Source organism: Pseudomonas sp. RIT-PI-a (assembly GCF_001187875.1).
In the GTDB taxonomy this organism is placed as follows: domain Bacteria; phylum Pseudomonadota; class Gammaproteobacteria; order Pseudomonadales; family Pseudomonadaceae; genus Aquipseudomonas; species Aquipseudomonas coleopterorum.
This window is the reverse complement of the sequence record NZ_LGIR01000013.1, coordinates 319,757-333,488: the sequence shown is the minus strand read 5'-3', so window position 1 is coordinate 333,488 and position 13,732 is coordinate 319,757. Positions and strand designations below refer to the sequence as shown.

General features: G+C 60.9%; 18 protein-coding genes. 9 read left to right on the top strand and 9 right to left on the bottom strand.

Features of this window, described 5'->3' with window-relative positions:
• Positions 1–63: 63 nt before the first annotated feature.
• Both AC788_RS10025 and prlC read right to left on the bottom strand, forming a co-directional pair.
• On the bottom strand, positions 64–321 hold the full coding sequence (locus AC788_RS10025) for a YheV family putative zinc ribbon protein (RefSeq protein ID WP_043191945.1): 258 nt from the start codon (positions 319–321) through the stop codon (positions 64–66).
• Complete coding sequence (prlC, locus tag AC788_RS10020) at positions 318–2,366, bottom strand: oligopeptidase A (RefSeq protein ID WP_049860493.1); 2,049 nt, start codon at positions 2,364–2,366, stop codon at positions 318–320. Before prlC ends, AC788_RS10025 begins: the two co-directional genes overlap by 4 nt.
• A 91-nt stretch (positions 2,367–2,457) precedes the next feature.
• On the opposite strand from prlC, the gene AC788_RS10015 reads away from it, so the two are divergent.
• Positions 2,458–3,003 carry a gamma carbonic anhydrase family protein gene (locus tag AC788_RS10015; protein WP_043191947.1) on the top strand — a complete coding sequence of 182 codons (546 nt, stop codon included), beginning with the start codon at positions 2,458–2,460 and terminating at the stop codon, positions 3,001–3,003.
• Positions 3,004–3,007: 4 nt separating this feature from the next.
• On the top strand, positions 3,008–3,664 hold the full coding sequence (locus AC788_RS10010; RefSeq protein ID WP_049860492.1) for an HAD family hydrolase: 657 nt from the start codon (positions 3,008–3,010) through the stop codon (positions 3,662–3,664).
• Positions 3,665–3,776: 112 nt separating this feature from the next.
• Here AC788_RS10010 and AC788_RS10005 read toward each other — a convergent pair whose 3' ends face one another.
• Positions 3,777–4,862, bottom strand: coding sequence for an aminopeptidase (locus tag AC788_RS10005; RefSeq protein WP_082223635.1), 1,086 nt, complete (start codon positions 4,860–4,862; stop codon positions 3,777–3,779).
• A gap of 83 nt (positions 4,863–4,945) precedes the next feature.
• Here AC788_RS10005 and AC788_RS10000 point away from each other — a divergent pair, with 83 nt between their 5' ends.
• Together AC788_RS10000 and AC788_RS09995 are read left to right on the top strand one after the other, a co-directional pair.
• A complete protein-coding gene (locus AC788_RS10000; RefSeq protein WP_049860491.1) occupies positions 4,946–5,359 on the top strand; it encodes a PA0061/PA0062 family lipoprotein in 414 nt (137 codons plus the stop codon).
• A 110-nt stretch (positions 5,360–5,469) separates the two neighbouring features.
• The gene (locus tag AC788_RS09995) at positions 5,470–5,883 is read left to right on the top strand and encodes a PA0061/PA0062 family lipoprotein (protein ID WP_049860490.1); all 414 of its coding nucleotides are present in this window, start codon (positions 5,470–5,472) and stop codon (positions 5,881–5,883) included.
• A gap of 42 nt (positions 5,884–5,925) precedes the next feature.
• Here the strand turns inward: AC788_RS09995 and AC788_RS09990 are convergent, their stop codons facing one another.
• Complete coding sequence (locus tag AC788_RS09990) at positions 5,926–6,159, bottom strand: DUF1161 domain-containing protein (RefSeq protein WP_049860489.1); 234 nt, start codon at positions 6,157–6,159, stop codon at positions 5,926–5,928.
• Positions 6,160–6,212: 53 nt separating this feature from the next.
• Positions 6,213–6,638, bottom strand: coding sequence for an OsmC family protein (locus AC788_RS09985; protein WP_043193753.1), 426 nt, complete (start codon positions 6,636–6,638; stop codon positions 6,213–6,215).
• Between the two features lie 211 nt (positions 6,639–6,849).
• Between AC788_RS09985 and AC788_RS09980 the strand changes: the two genes are divergently transcribed.
• On the top strand, positions 6,850–7,851 hold the full coding sequence (locus tag AC788_RS09980) for an LLM class flavin-dependent oxidoreductase (RefSeq protein ID WP_049860488.1): 1,002 nt from the start codon (positions 6,850–6,852) through the stop codon (positions 7,849–7,851).
• Between the two features lie 102 nt (positions 7,852–7,953).
• Here AC788_RS09980 and AC788_RS09975 read toward each other — a convergent pair whose 3' ends face one another.
• Positions 7,954–8,178 (bottom strand): DUF1161 domain-containing protein, encoded by a 225-nt coding sequence (locus AC788_RS09975; protein ID WP_049860487.1) that lies wholly within the window; start codon positions 8,176–8,178, stop codon positions 7,954–7,956.
• Positions 8,179–8,310: 132 nt separating this feature from the next.
• The gene (locus tag AC788_RS09970; protein ID WP_043191958.1) at positions 8,311–8,526 is read right to left on the bottom strand and encodes a dodecin; all 216 of its coding nucleotides are present in this window, start codon (positions 8,524–8,526) and stop codon (positions 8,311–8,313) included.
• 143 nt (positions 8,527–8,669) lie between these two features.
• Here AC788_RS09970 and AC788_RS09965 point away from each other — a divergent pair, with 143 nt between their 5' ends.
• A complete protein-coding gene (locus AC788_RS09965) occupies positions 8,670–8,993 on the top strand; it encodes a DUF883 family protein (RefSeq protein WP_043191960.1) in 324 nt (107 codons plus the stop codon).
• Here AC788_RS09965 and AC788_RS09960 read toward each other — a convergent pair.
• Complete coding sequence (locus AC788_RS09960; protein WP_049860486.1) at positions 8,990–9,886, bottom strand: LysR family transcriptional regulator; 897 nt, start codon at positions 9,884–9,886, stop codon at positions 8,990–8,992. The two genes, AC788_RS09965 and AC788_RS09960, sit on opposite strands and share 4 nt — an antisense overlap.
• 107 nt (positions 9,887–9,993) lie before the next feature.
• On the opposite strand from AC788_RS09960, the gene trpB reads away from it, so the two are divergent.
• From trpB to AC788_RS09945, 3 genes are all read left to right on the top strand, one after another.
• Positions 9,994–11,220, top strand: a complete 1,227-nt coding sequence (trpB, locus tag AC788_RS09955) for a tryptophan synthase subunit beta (protein ID WP_049860485.1) — start codon at positions 9,994–9,996, stop codon at positions 11,218–11,220.
• Positions 11,217–12,029: a tryptophan synthase subunit alpha gene (trpA, locus tag AC788_RS09950; RefSeq protein WP_049860484.1), complete on the top strand. Its 813-nt coding sequence runs from the start codon at positions 11,217–11,219 to the stop codon at positions 12,027–12,029. The genes trpB and trpA overlap by 4 nt, the downstream gene beginning before the upstream one ends.
• A 122-nt stretch (positions 12,030–12,151) precedes the next feature.
• Positions 12,152–12,643, top strand: coding sequence for an RcnB family protein (locus AC788_RS09945; RefSeq protein WP_049860483.1), 492 nt, complete (start codon positions 12,152–12,154; stop codon positions 12,641–12,643).
• A 213-nt stretch (positions 12,644–12,856) separates the two neighbouring features.
• On the opposite strand, the gene AC788_RS21615 is transcribed toward AC788_RS09945, so the two are convergent.
• Positions 12,857–13,630 (bottom strand): hypothetical protein, encoded by a 774-nt coding sequence (locus tag AC788_RS21615; RefSeq protein ID WP_152965730.1) that lies wholly within the window; start codon positions 13,628–13,630, stop codon positions 12,857–12,859.
• Between the last annotated feature and the right edge of the window lie 102 nt (positions 13,631–13,732).

Sequence of the window (13,732 nt, the reverse complement as noted above, 5' to 3'; positions counted from 1 at the left end):
GCGAAGTGGTAGCCGGCTATTGCCGTCGACCTGCCCTTGCGGCAAGTCGACGGCAGGCCTGGCTCAAGGTTTCTTGAGCTTGGGGTTGGGGAAGAACTGCACCGGTTGCGAGGTGGGCCGGGCGACCTTGACGGCCACCTTGTTGACCCGTGTGCCCAGTTCGCTGGGCACCGACTGGCCCTGCGCATTGAGCGTGTCGCTGTAACCACAGGCCACGCACTCGCGATGGGGGACCTCGTCGACGCTCCACATCATCAGCTTGTCAGGCTCGCTGCAGGCCGGGCAAACGGCCCCGGCGATGAAGCGTTTCTTGGTGATCATGCCGCCGCTTCCTCGCTCAGACCGCTATGGCGCAACAGGGCATCGATGGAGGGCTCGCGACCGCGGAAGTCGACGAACAGGACCATCGGGGCCTGCGATCCGCCACGCGCCAGAATGGCTTCGCGGAAGGCGCGACCGGTGTCGGCATTGAGCACGCCGTCTTCCTCGAACTTGCTGAACGCATCGGCCGACAGCACTTCGGCCCACTTGTAGCTGTAATAGCCCGCCGCGTAGCCGCCGGCGAAGATGTGCGCGAAGCTGTTGGGAAAGCGGTTGTAGGCCGGCGGACGCATGACCGAAACCTCGTCACGCACACCGTCCAGCACTTCCATCACGCTGCGGCCATCGCCATGGGAGGCATGCAGCTCGAAGTCGAACAGCGAGAACTCGATCTGGCGGACCATCATCAGACCAGACTGGAAGTTTTTCGCCGCCAGCATCTTTTCCAGCAGGTCCTGAGGCAGCGGCTCGCCGGTTTCGTAGTGACCCGAGATCAAGGCCAGGCCTTCGGGCTCCCAGCACCAGTTTTCCATGAACTGGCTGGGCAGCTCGACCGCATCCCACGCCACGCCGTTGATACCCGACACGCCGACGTGCTCGACCCGCGTCAGCAAGTGATGCAGGCCGTGGCCGAACTCGTGGAACAGCGTGGTGACTTCGTCGTGAGTCAGCAGCGCCGGCTTGCCGGCATCGGCCGGGGTGAAGTTGCACACCAGGTTGGCCACCGGGCTCTGCAGCTCGCCATTCTCGGTGCGACGGCGGTCGCGGGCGCCGTCCATCCAGGCGCCGCCACGCTTGTTGGCGCGGGCGTAGAGGTCGAAGAAGAAGCGGCCCACGTGCTGGCCGTTTTCCTTGATCTCGAACAGGCGCACGTCAGGGTGCCAGGTGTCGAAACCTTTCTGCTCGGCGATCTCGATACCGTACAGGCGCTGCACGATGGCGAACAGGCCGCCCAGGACCTTGTCGATCGGAAAGTAGGCGCGCAGTGCTTCCTGAGAAACGCTGTAGCGCTGCTCACGCAGTTTTTCCCCATAGAAACCGCTGTCCCAGCTTTGCAGGTCGGCACAGCCCTGTTCGGCGGCATAGGCGCGCAGCTGCTCCAGGTCCTGGGCCGCGAACGGCTTGCTGCGCTGGGCCAGGTCACGCAGGAAGGTCAGCACCTGATCGGTCGACTCGGCCATCTTGGTGGCCAGGCTCAGTTCCGAATAACTGGCATAGCCCAACAGCTCGGCCAATTCCTGCCGCAGGTCGAGGATTTCGCGCATCACCGGGCCGTTGTCGTTCTGGCCGGCATTGGGGCCCTGGTCCGAGGCGCGGGTGCAATAGGCTGCGTAGACTTCTTCACGCAGGGCGCGGTCTTGAGCGTAGGTCATGACGGCGTAATAGCTGGGGAACTCCAGGCTGATCAGCCAGCCGTCCAGACCCTTGGCCTGTGCTGCGGCCGCCATTTGCGCCTTGGCCGAATCGGTCAACCCGGCCAGGGCCGATTCGTCGGTGACGTGCTTGGTCCAGGCCTGGGTGGCGTCGAGCAGTTGGTTGGAGAAACGGCTGCCCAGCTCCGACAGCTTGCTCTGCACCTGGGCGTAGCGCTGCTGCTGATCCACCGGCAGATCGATACCGGACAGGCGGAAGTCACGCAGCGAATGCTCCAGAATGGTCTTCTGGGCTACGTCGAAGCCCGCGGCTTCAGGACTGTTGGCCAGGGTTTCGAAGGCCTGGAACAGCTCGCGGTTCTGACCCAATTCGGTGGAGTAGGCACTGAGCGCCGGCAGGCAGGCCTCATAGGCCTGGCGCAGTTCGGCGCTGTTGCACACGGCGTTGAGGTGGCTGACCGGGCTCCAGGCAGCGCCCAGGCGGTCGTTCAGCTCGTCCATGGCCAGCACCAGGCCGGCCCAGGTAGGCTGGCTGCCTTGGGTTTGCAGAATGTGGGCAATGGCCGCGCGGTTGTCGGCCAGGATCTGTTCAATCGCCGGTTGTACGTGCTCGGCACGGATCGCCGAGAACGGCGGCAGGTCGTAGGACTGCAGAAGGGGATTCGCGCTCACGGTTAAACACCTTGGCTATGAAGAAACACTGGGACATCTTAATTACAATTACGACTCACCGCAGCTATCGACAACACAGAGGATGCCTATCGTGGCCATTCGCAATTTCCAGCAGCATACGCCGCGCCTGGGCGAACGCGCCTTCGTCGACCGCTCGGCGGTGGTGATCGGCGACGTCGAGATCGGCACCGACAGCTCGGTCTGGCCGCTGACCGTGATCCGCGGCGACATGCACCGAATCCGCATCGGCAAACGCACCAGCGTGCAGGATGCCAGCGTGCTGCACATCACCCATGCCGGCCCTTTCAATCCGGACGGTTTCCCGCTGCTGATCGGCGACGATGTCACCATTGGACACAAAGTCATGCTCCACGGCTGCACCCTGGGCAATCGCATCCTGGTCGGCATGGGCAGTACCGTCATGGACGGCGCGGTGGTGGAAGACGACGTGATCATCGGCGCCGGCAGCCTGGTAGCTCCGGGCAAACGCCTGCAGAGCGGCTTTCTGTACGTGGGCAGTCCGGCCAGGCAGGCCCGGCCGCTGACGGACAAGGAACGTGCGTTCTTCACCTATACCGCTGGCAACTACGTGAAGCTCAAGGACCAACACCTGGCCGAAGGCTTCGACAAGGACTGATTCCGTGCACTATCAAAACATTCTGTTCGACCTCGACGGCACCTTGACCGACCCGCGCGAGGGCATCACCCGCTCCATTCAGTATGCCTTGGCCAAGCTGGGCATCGACGAACCCGACCTGCGCAATCTGGAACACTTCATCGGTCCGCCATTGCTCGAGCAGTTCATGCACGCCTACGGCTTCGACGAGGCCCGCGCCTGGCAGGCGGTGAATTTCTATCGCGAACGCTTCCGCGTCACCGGCCTGTACGAAAACCAGATCTTCGCAGGTGTCATCGCACTGCTCGAAACCCTTCAGGGACAAGGTCGGCATCTGTACATCGCCACTTCAAAACCCTGGGAATTCGCTCGGGAGATCGCCCGGCACTTCGATTTCGCCAGGCACTTCAAGGTTATCTACGGCAGCGAACTGGATGGCACGCGGACCGACAAGGTGCAGTTGATTGCCTACATCGTGGAACAGGAAAAGCTGGACCCTGCCCAGACCTTGATGGTCGGCGACCGCAAGCACGACCTGATCGGTGGCCGCCGCAACGGTCTGGACTGCGCGGCGGTGGGCTATGGTTTCGGTTCGCGGGAGGAATTGGTCCTGGAGAATCCGACGTATCATTTCGACACGTTGCAGGCGCTGCATGAGGCGTTCCTGCAAGACGCAGGATGAGTCGGTAACGATGCGGGCCATTCGTGGCCACTGACCACTCCTACACAAGACTTGTCGCAACCCTGTAGGAGCGGCCAGTGGCCGCGAACAGGCCCGAAAGGGCACTGCAAAACTACCCACCCAACCGCGCCAACTCAGCTCTGCGCTCGTCCATCGGTAACTTGCCCAGTGCCGCCGCCCGATCATAAAAGGCGCGCCAATCGCCAGCGACCTGCCGGAACAAACCCGCGAACGCCGGCACCCACTGGTCGTACAGACCAAACGGCAACAGCTTGGCATTGTTCATCGGCCCGTTGATCCAGGCATCGAAACGCCTGTCTCCCTGCCAAGGCCCATCGCGCAGCTGGCGATATTCGCGGCGCAGGCGCTCGAACTCGGCAACCTTGCCCGTGCGCATGGCCTGCGCAGATAACGGTTGGGCGTACAGCACAGCCAGGCGTTCGCGGGTGGCGAGCACCAAGGCGGTGAACTGGTCACGTTGCGCCACCAGCGTGCTTGCCGCCGACGGCAATCCTCGCTGGACACGCCACTGCCGGGTGCCTTCCTGCTCGACGAAGGTGGCGAAGGACTCATTGAATTCGGTGTCGTCTTTCACATACACACGCTGATGCGCCAGCTCATGGAAGATCAGAGTGGCCAGACGCTCGTCGCCCCAACCGAGCATGGTGTTGAGAATCGGATCGTCGAACCAGCCCAGGGTCGAGTAAGCCTCGACGCCCCCGACATACACATCCTGGCCCGCCAGCTTCTGCAACGCCGCTTCACCCCGAGCACCGGACTGACTGTAGTAACCGCGATAAGCCACACACCCGGCAATGGGGAAGCAATGGGTCAACGGCGCCAGGGAAAACTCCGGTGTGGCGAACACGTTCCACACCACCAATGGCCGACCGATGTCGGCGTACAGGCGATAGCTGCGGTTGTCCGGCAGATGCAAGTGCTCGCTGGCGAAGTCGCGGGCCGCCTGGGCACGCTGCAATTGCTCGCGCAGCCGCGGGTCGCGCGACGGATCGGCAAGGATCTGCGCCACCGGCTCGCGTGCCTGCAACAGCTGCCACTGGCCCTGCATCAACTGGCCGTAATAGCCCGCGCTGCTGCAACCGTTGAGCAGGAACAGCAGGCTCAGGGGAACAAACAGGCGCAAACCGCGGTCGAGTGCGGCAAGAATGGAACGACGAACAACAACGAATTCATGCATGTGGTTTTCCATGGCCAGGCCCGCCAGCGAGCAGGTGTTATCGGCGCTGACCCTGCATCTTACGATCCCATGAGGAGAATTCCATGCGCGCATTGATCATTGCTGGCAGCCTGCTGACGCTTGCCGGCTGTGCCGGACTGCCCGACCCGGATCCCAACCAGGCCTGGATCGATCTTGCGGCCGACGACCAGAACGCACTGCACGCGACCCAGGTCGACGAGAAGGAATGGACCGACACGCGTTATTTCGAAGTCGAACCCGGCCGCCATGAGCTGACCGTACGCCTGCAATTTCCGGTAGAGCCAACCAACATCGGTCCGGTGCACGCACCGCTGTGGCGTGATTGTGAATTGAACGTTACCTACGCAAGCTTCGATGCAGGCCAACGTTATTTTCTGGAAGCGGGCAGCGTCGGCTTCAGCCCTTGGGCCAGACTCTACGACGAGCAGCGCAAGCTGGTCGGCCAGGCCCAACCCGCGGGCTGTCAGAGCACTTGAGCACCGCTCACCCGGTATAACCACTGACGGCGCCGACTCGCGCCGTCGGCACAAAGCTTCTAGACTCGATACTCGTCTTGCCGATGGTTCTCTGCAGCCAAGGAACTCCCATGCGCGCCGTGCTCGCCCTGTTGACCTTCGCCACGCTCGCTGGCTGCGCCAACCCGCCGTTGCCCACCGTCGATCCGGGCAAAGCCTGGATCGACATGTTCACCACGACCGGGCGCCTGGTCATGGCGGAAAGTCTGGATGGCCGCAAGCTCAACGATGGGCGCTATTTCCAGGTGAATCCCGGAAGCCATGAGCTTGAAGTGCGGTTTGATTACGAGATGTATGCCGGAGGCGGGCTGGTCAACGACCCGTTCGACCGTACCTGCTACCTGACCGTGCGCTATGACGGTTTCAAGGCTGGCGAGCGCTACCGGTTGGAGGGCAGGGCGATTGCCATGCAAGCCAGTGCGCGGCTATATGATTCGAGCAGGCAGATCGTGGCCGAGGACCGGGCCATTCACTGCATTCCCTGAGCGGCTGCTTGAGCGCCATGGCGTGATTGCACCGCAGCGCAATCAGTCGTCGTTTTTCTGATAGACGATCTTGCGCGTGCCATTGTCGCAGGAGCCCACGACCATATTCGGGTCCTTGGCATCTAGGTTGTCGACAATTTCCAGTGTGTACGATGTGACACCCTGGGCCTGGATCTTGGCCTCGATTTCGGCCTTCAAATCCTCACATGGCTTGGGTGCTGCCAACGCCGTGGTTGCCAACACACTGCACGCCATCGCCAAAATCAATTGCTTCATGACTCGATTCTCCTGATGAGTGGGCAGTGTAAGGCAACCGGGCGCACGCTACCTCAAGATTCCAGGGTGGCGCTCAGGGTGATGTCGGCGTTCAGTACTTTCGATACCGGACAGCCTTCCTTCGCCTTGTTGGCCAGTTCTTCGAACTTGGCCTGGTCGATGTTCGGAATCTTGGCCGACATGGTCAACTTGATGGCGGTGATTGCAAAACCTTCGCCTTCCTTGTCCAGGCTGACTTCGGCGGAAGTCTTGATTTCATCGGGGGTGAAGCCTTCGCCGCCCAGGATCATCGAGAATGCCATGGAGAAACAGCCGGCATGCGCTGCGCCGATCAGCTCTTCCGGATTGGTGCCCGGCTGGCCTTCGAAACGGGTGTTGAAGCCGTAGGGATTGCTTTTCAGAGCGCCGCTCTGAGTGGAAATCTCGCCCTTACCGGTTTTCAGATCGCCTTTCCAGACAGCCGATGCGGTTTTCTTGATGCTCATAAAAGCCTCCATGATGGGCGCGACGGGTTCGCGCGGTGTCATGTGTTCAGAGGGCAGGGCGCTGGGCAAGTTCAGCGCGATTCGGACAGCTGGCTATTGAATCCGGGCAAGATGCCCATACTGACTATTCATAAGAAATAAACATTCGGTAGCAAAGATGCGCGGGGCATCCCACCTGCCACATACCCACAGGATGCCATTGATCATGACCGTTTTGACCGATACGAAATACTCCGTTCTCGACCTTGTGCCCGTACGTGCCGACCATGGCCCGGCACGGTCGCTGCACAATGCCCTGGACCTGGCGCGCCATGCCGAAACCTGGGGCTACAACCGCTTCTGGGTGGCCGAGCACCACAACATGGATGGCATCGCCAGCTCGGCGACCTCCGTGCTGCTGGGCTATCTGGCCGGCGGCACGTCCTCGATCCGAGTGGGCTCGGGCGGGGTGATGCTGCCCAACCACGCGCCGCTGGTGATCGCCGAACAGTTCGGCACGCTGGAAAGTCTGTACCCAGGACGCATCGACTTGGGCCTGGGCCGCGCGCCTGGGTCGGACCAGATGACCGCGCGCGCGCTGCGCCGTGAACGCTCCGGCAGTGCCGACGACTTTCCCGACGACGTTCGCGAGCTGATGGCCTATCTGGGGCCTCGTACTCCTGATCAGAAAGTGATCGCCGTGCCGGGTAGCGGGACCAACGTGCCGATCTGGCTGCTGGGCTCGAGCCTGTTCAGTGCTCAGCTGGCAGGCATGTATGGCCTTCCCTATGCCTTCGCATCGCATTTTGCGCCGCGTTACATGCATGAGGCGATCCGTGTCTATCGCGCCCATTTCCAGCCTTCCGAGGTGTTGGACAAGCCGTATGTGATGCTCGGTGTGCCATTGGTGGCCGCCGACAGCGACGAGCACGCCGACTACCTGGCCACTTCGGTCTACCAGCGCATTCTCAACCTGATGCGTGGCCAGACCCTGGTGCAGCAGCCACCGGTCAAGAGCATGGAAGGGTTGTGGTTGCCCCATGAAAAAGCAGCGGTCGGGGACTTTCTGGGCTTGGCGGTGGTAGGGGGACCGGCGAAGATCCAGGCCAAGCTTGAGGTGTTGCAGGAGCAGACGCAGGCGGACGAACTGATCTTCACGTGCGATCTGTATGAACATGCCGATCGGCTCAGATCCTATGAGCTGTTGGCGCAGGTGATGAAGGGTTGAGCCTGCGCTGATCTGAGTTGCTGCGGCGCCTGTTTCGCGGCCGCTGACCGCTCCTACAGGGGATTGGATGTCCTGCGGGAGCGAGTCATGGCAGCGATACCATCAACGCTTGTAGACGATGGCCTTGGTGCCGCCTTCACACGAACCGACAACCTGGAAACCTTCATCCGGAGTGACATTGTCGACCACTTCCAGCGTGTAACCCGACACGCCGTTGGCATCGATCTTCGCGGCGATTTCGCTCTTGAGCTCCTCGCACGGCTTGCCTGCAGCGAACACGCCGCTTGCCACGCTCAACAAACCCACAGCCAACAAAATTCGCTTCATCGCTTGCATCCTTGGTTTGGTACTGCCGCTTTAAGACAAACGGCGGATCGCCTGTGGTCAGGTCGATACGCCGGGAGTGTTTTGTAACTCAACCTATGGCATTCGGCCAGTCGGAAGATTCCGTGTTTTCTGTCAGCTATTTTGGATACGGAAGCCAACTTTCAGAGTGACCTGGAAATGAGCCACTCGACCATCCTCGATATGACCACGGGTTTCGGTCACTTCGAACCACTCCATTTTCTCGATGCTCTTGCTCGCTTCGGCCAATGCGTTGTTGATGGCGTCTTCGATGGTGGTGGTCGAGGAACCGACCAGTTCGACTTTCTTGTACGTGTGGTGATCGCTCATGGTGCTCTCCAGTGGATGGACTACGAAAAGTTGTCTACCTGTGTGGGGATTTCTGCGCTAAAAGTTCATACGCACTGCACTTTCATCCTGTCGCGCAGTCGGAATCTACACACGCTATTCACCACAACGAAGGAGAGATACCCATGGCAATTTCGACCCGCAAGGCCTCGCTGCAAAGCATGGAAGCAGAAATCGAAAGCCTGCTGCGCTCCCTGGAAAGCCTGAAGGAAGATTCCACCGAGGAGTCGCGCAAGACCCTCAAAGCGCTGAAGGCCAATGCCGAGACCGCGCTGAGCCACTCGCGCAGCCTGATCAGCGATGCGTACGAAGAAGTGAAGGTCAAGACCAAAGAAACCGGTATCGCTACCCGTGACTACGCTCAAGAGCACCCTTGGGCTGCAGCTGGCGTCGCCGTCGGCGCGCTGGGTCTGATCGCCGCTTACCTGATGTGCAATCGCAGCAACTAATCGACCTGACGCGCCAGCTCTTGCTTGAGCCATAGCGCCAGTTGTCGGGCGCGCCCGTCCGAGGCGCGCCGCGGGACCCAAAGCGCCAGCCGCGCCGGGGTTTGCGTAAAACCCCATGGCGCGGCCAGACGCCCGGCCCGCAGGTCATCGATCACCAGCGGTTCGGGTGCGATGGCAATGCCCAGTCCAGCCACTGCGGCTTCCAGCAGATAATACAAATGCTCGAACCCCTGTCCCAAGGTCAACGCCTCGGGTTCCAGGCCGTTGCGCCGTACCCAGCTGGGCCAGGCCTGTGGCCGTGATGTCGTGTGCAACAGGGCGTGCTTGAGCAAGTCTTTGGCCGTACAGTTCTGCAAGGCTTCGAATCCCTGGAAGCGCGGGCTGAGCACAGGTCCGATGCGTTCTTCGGCCAGTTCGAACACGTCCATGTCGGCGGGCCAGGGTGGTTCGGCAAACATCAGCAAGGCGTCCAGGCCAGGACGGCGAGGGTCCAGATCGCCTTCGCCGGCCGATAGATGCAGGCGCAAGTCCGGCAAGTCGCTGTTCAATCGACCCAGACGCGGGATGAACCAGCGCGCCAGCAGGCTTCCCGAGCAGCCCAGGACGAACGGCGCCTGAGCCTGGGCCTGACTCAATTCCGCACAGACCAGACGCAGGCGTTCGAAAGCCTCGGCGCTGGCATCACGTAGCCGACTGCCGGCATCTGTGAGTTTCAGGCCACGTCCCTGCTTGACGAACAATGCGATGCCCAGATGCTCTTCGAGCAGCTTCAGTTGTCGGCTGACGGCACCGTGGGTCACGCTCAAGGATTCAGCCGCCTTGCTGACGCTGTTGAGGCGGGCAGTGGCTTCGAATGCCTTGAGAGCATTCAGCGGGGGCAGGTCACGGCTCATGGTAATGTGAGAATTCCTGACAGGTTGCCGAGATCTTATCGGTTTTCCTGAGCGGCTGTCATGGGTACAGTAGTGACATCGCCCTTTCATTTCCCCTGGAGCTTCGCATGACCCAGAGCAATCTTCGCAGTGGCCCGGACAGCAACGGCCTGTTCGGCGCCTTCGGCGGCCGCTACGTCGCCGAGACCCTGATGCCGCTGGTGCTTGAGCTGGCTCGGGAATACGAAGCGGCCAAGGCCGATCCCGAGTTTCTCGAGCAGGTCGCCTACTTCCAGCGCGACTATATCGGCCGGCCCAATCCGTTGTATTTCGCTGAGCGCCTGACCGAACATTGCGGCGGGGCGAAAATCTACTTCAAGCGCGAAGAACTCAACCACACCGGCGCACACAAGGTGAACAACTGCATCGGTCAGGTGCTGCTGGCCAAGCGCATGGGCAAGAAGCGCCTGATCGCCGAAACCGGCGCCGGCATGCACGGCGTGGCCACGGCCACCGTGGCCGCGCGCTTTGGTCTGCCTTGTGTGATCTACATGGGTGCCACCGACATCGAGCGCCAGCAGGCGAACGTGTTTCGCATGAAACTGCTGGGCGCCGAAATCGTGCCGGTCACTTCCGGCACCGGCACCCTGAAAGACGCCATGAACGATGCCCTGCGTGACTGGGTCACCAATGTCGACGATACCTTCTACCTGATCGGTACCGTGGCCGGCCCACACCCGTATCCAGCGATGGTGCGCGACTTCCAGTCGATCATCGGCAAGGAAACCCGTGAGCAGATGCAGGAGAAGGAAGGTCGCCTGCCCGACAGCCTGGTTGCCTGCGTCGGCGGTGGTTCCAATGCCATGGGCCTGTTCCACCCCTTCCTGGATGACAGCAGCGTGGAGATCATCGGCGTCGAAGCTGCCGGCCATGGCGTGGATTCGGGCAAGCACGCCGCCAGCCTCAACGGTGGCGTTCCCGGTGTACTGCACGGCAATCGCACCTATCTGCTGCAGGACAACGATGGGCAGATCACCGATGCACACTCCATCTCGGCTGGCCTGGACTACCCCGGTATCGGTCCTGAACACGCCTGGTTGCACGAAATCAAGCGCGTGAACTACACCAGCATCACCGATGAAGAGGCGTTGGCTGCGTTCCATGCCACCTGCCGCCTTGAAGGCATCATCCCGGCGCTGGAAACCGCTCACGCCCTGGCCGAAGCCATGAAGCGCGCGCCGACGCTGCCTGCCGATCACCTGATGGTGGTGTGCCTGTCGGGCCGCGGCGACAAGGACATGCAAACCGTGATGAGCCATATGGGCGCCCAGGGCGCGAAGGAGACACTGGCATGAGCCGCCTCGAACAACGCTTTGCCGAACTCAAGGCCGAGGGCCGCGCGGCCCTGGTCACCTTCGTCACCGCTGGCGACCCCGGCTACGACGCTTCCCTGTCGATCCTCAAGGGCCTGCCAGCCGCCGGTGCGGATGTCATCGAGTTGGGCATGCCCTTCACCGATCCGATGGCCGACGGCCTGGCCATTCAGTTGGCGACCCTGCGGGCACTGAACGCCGGTCAGACGCTGGCGAAAACCCTGCAGATGGTTCGTGAGTTCCGCGTCGAAAACAGCACCACGCCCATCGTGCTGATGGGCTACTACAACCCGATTCACCGCTTCGGCGTCGAAGCCTTCGTGGCCGAGGCCAAGGAGGCCGGTGTCGACGGCCTGATCATCGTCGACCTGCCGCCCGAGCATGATGGTGAATTGGCGACCCCGGCACAGGCCTCGGGTATCGACTTCATCCGTCTGACCACGCCAACCACCGACGATGCACGCTTGCCAAGGGTGCTGGAGCGCAGCTCCGGGTTCGTCTACTACGTATCGGTGGCCGGCGTGACCGGTGCCGGCTCGGCTACCACCGAGCACGTAGGCGCTGCCATAGAGCGGCTGCGTCGGCATACCGACCTGCCGATCAGCGTTGGTTTCGGCATCCGCACGCCCGACCAGGCTGCCGCCATTGCCCGCCTGGCCGATGGCGTGGTGGTCGGCTCGGCACTGGTGGACAAGATCGCCCATGCCCAGCACCACGGTCAGGCTGTGGAAGATGTGCTGTCGCTGTGCAGTCAACTGGCGCAGGGCGTACGTAAGGCTCGTGTCAGCTGAAGGTAAAGATTCCAATACAGAGGAATTAGCCTCCGGTTCACGGGACTAAACGGCAAGACCAAGGGGGATCGAACCTGTGTTCGGTCCCCCTTTTTGCTGTTTGGCCGTGAAGGAAATCCATGATGAACATGCCAAAAAACCTGATCCTGAGCATGGGTGCATTGCTGATCGCTTGTGCACCGCTGGTGCAAGCCGCACCCGGTGGTCCGGGTGGACCGGATGAGCAACGTCAAGGACGCCAGGAACAACCCCATCAGCGGCCGGGCGGACCCGATCGGCCTGATCATGACGACCGCGGTCCGGGCAACCGTGGCCCAGGCAACCCAGGTGGCGGCATCGCGCGCGGTGGTCCACCCCAGGATTTCGGCCCCGTACGCCAGACCATTCAGGATCATCGCGACGTCTTCCGGCCCGGCAACCCACCTCCCGCCAGTATTCGCGCCATCAAGGGACAACCCCTGCCTCGCGGCTACGGTGCCCGCCTCGACGGTCCCGCGCTGAAGCATCTACCACGTTACGAAGGCTACGAATGGCGCCGCATGGGCACGGATGTGGTGCTGATCGCCATTGGTACCGGGATCGTTTATGAGGTATTGCAGGGGGTGCTGAACTGATCAACCATCTAGAGATGCACTGCCTGTCGTGACGCCTTCGCGGCTGTACGCCGCTCCTACACGGTCGCATTTCTTTGTAGGAGCGGCGGACAGCCGCGAAAACGGTGAGATAGGCGCTGCATAGCTTGCAGCAGAACCACGCCGACTCATAGCAGCAACGCAGCAAACTATTCAGCGCATTCGCTTCGAATCACTTCTAGCGCATAGCCAATGTCACTCGGCATAAACGCGTCTAGGAATGCCGGACATATCGTGATACTCAAAGAATGGAATGCTAACACTTCCATGGAAAGGCGCATTTAGCCCCCATTGACCATACCCAGCCTCTAGATGGCTAGGCGCTCCACCGGACGCAGACAGAGGGAAATTTGCAGCGGATAGGCTATCAACAGGCGAGCTCAAAACCGGCATTGACGGCTGCACCGGAACATCCAAGCTTTCATCGAACAGAGCTCTTAAGGCGCTTACAATCTCTTCATGCAAAACAGGATTATCGATACCAGGCTCGAACACACCCCAAAAACTAAATCGAGACAAACCCATCAAATCTCCAAATGTTGTAAACATAGAATTGCTGTTTTTTGTATTGCCAATCACCTTGATACCCCCCGGTGGGTAGTCGAGATTCATATCGTTTATAAGCCCAATCGACTTCACGGCGGCACGCCACCGAGGTAGTATATTTCCGCTGTCTCCGGACAAGACCACTTTTCGAGTCTGTCCTTCTTGGTAGAGATACCCCGTAGTCACCTGGTGACCTATTACACCCACCTCAGCGTGATGTTTTTTAACTGCAAAATGCCATGCTCTCAATGAGTGGCGATTAGAGGTGCCAATTGTCGCCGTACGAAGCGTGACGCGGTCGGTAGCTAAGCCATGTAGCTCCGCCATGACCTCTCCGTTCGGGTGACGAAGCGCCCAAAAGTTGTGGCTCCATAGACCGGCGATAGCATGTGAACGTGCTTCGATTTGATATTGCTGTGACATGGGTAACTCCTGTTAAGGGATGGATGTATGACTTCGCGAACTGTAGCCCGCGGTCTATGCTTCCACTACCCGGCTTATGGAGTTAAATACATAATTAATATT

Excerpts from the sequence above, each read along its gene's own strand:
- AC788_RS10025 (WP_043191945.1), bottom strand. The coding sequence starts at position 321 with ATGATCACCAAGAAACGCTTCATCGCCGGGGCCGTTTGCCCGGCCTGC.
- AC788_RS10005 (WP_082223635.1), bottom strand. The coding sequence starts at position 4,862 with ATGCATGAATTCGTTGTTGTTCGTCGTTCCATTCTTGCCGCACTCGAC.
- AC788_RS10000 (WP_049860491.1), top strand. The coding sequence starts at position 4,946 with ATGCGCGCATTGATCATTGCTGGCAGCCTGCTGACGCTTGCCGGCTGT.
- AC788_RS09995 (WP_049860490.1), top strand. The coding sequence starts at position 5,470 with ATGCGCGCCGTGCTCGCCCTGTTGACCTTCGCCACGCTCGCTGGCTGC.
- AC788_RS09990 (WP_049860489.1), bottom strand. The coding sequence starts at position 6,159 with ATGAAGCAATTGATTTTGGCGATGGCGTGCAGTGTGTTGGCAACCACG.
- AC788_RS09980 (WP_049860488.1), top strand. The coding sequence starts at position 6,850 with ATGACCGTTTTGACCGATACGAAATACTCCGTTCTCGACCTTGTGCCC.
- AC788_RS09975 (WP_049860487.1), bottom strand. The coding sequence starts at position 8,178 with ATGAAGCGAATTTTGTTGGCTGTGGGTTTGTTGAGCGTGGCAAGCGGC.
- AC788_RS09970 (WP_043191958.1), bottom strand. The coding sequence starts at position 8,526 with ATGAGCGATCACCACACGTACAAGAAAGTCGAACTGGTCGGTTCCTCG.
- AC788_RS09965 (WP_043191960.1), top strand. The coding sequence starts at position 8,670 with ATGGCAATTTCGACCCGCAAGGCCTCGCTGCAAAGCATGGAAGCAGAA.
- AC788_RS09960 (WP_049860486.1), bottom strand. The coding sequence starts at position 9,886 with ATGAGCCGTGACCTGCCCCCGCTGAATGCTCTCAAGGCATTCGAAGCC.
- trpB (WP_049860485.1), top strand. The coding sequence starts at position 9,994 with ATGACCCAGAGCAATCTTCGCAGTGGCCCGGACAGCAACGGCCTGTTC.
- trpA (WP_049860484.1), top strand. The coding sequence starts at position 11,217 with ATGAGCCGCCTCGAACAACGCTTTGCCGAACTCAAGGCCGAGGGCCGC.
- AC788_RS09945 (WP_049860483.1), top strand. The coding sequence starts at position 12,152 with ATGAACATGCCAAAAAACCTGATCCTGAGCATGGGTGCATTGCTGATC.
- AC788_RS21615 (WP_152965730.1), bottom strand. The coding sequence starts at position 13,630 with ATGTCACAGCAATATCAAATCGAAGCACGTTCACATGCTATCGCCGGT.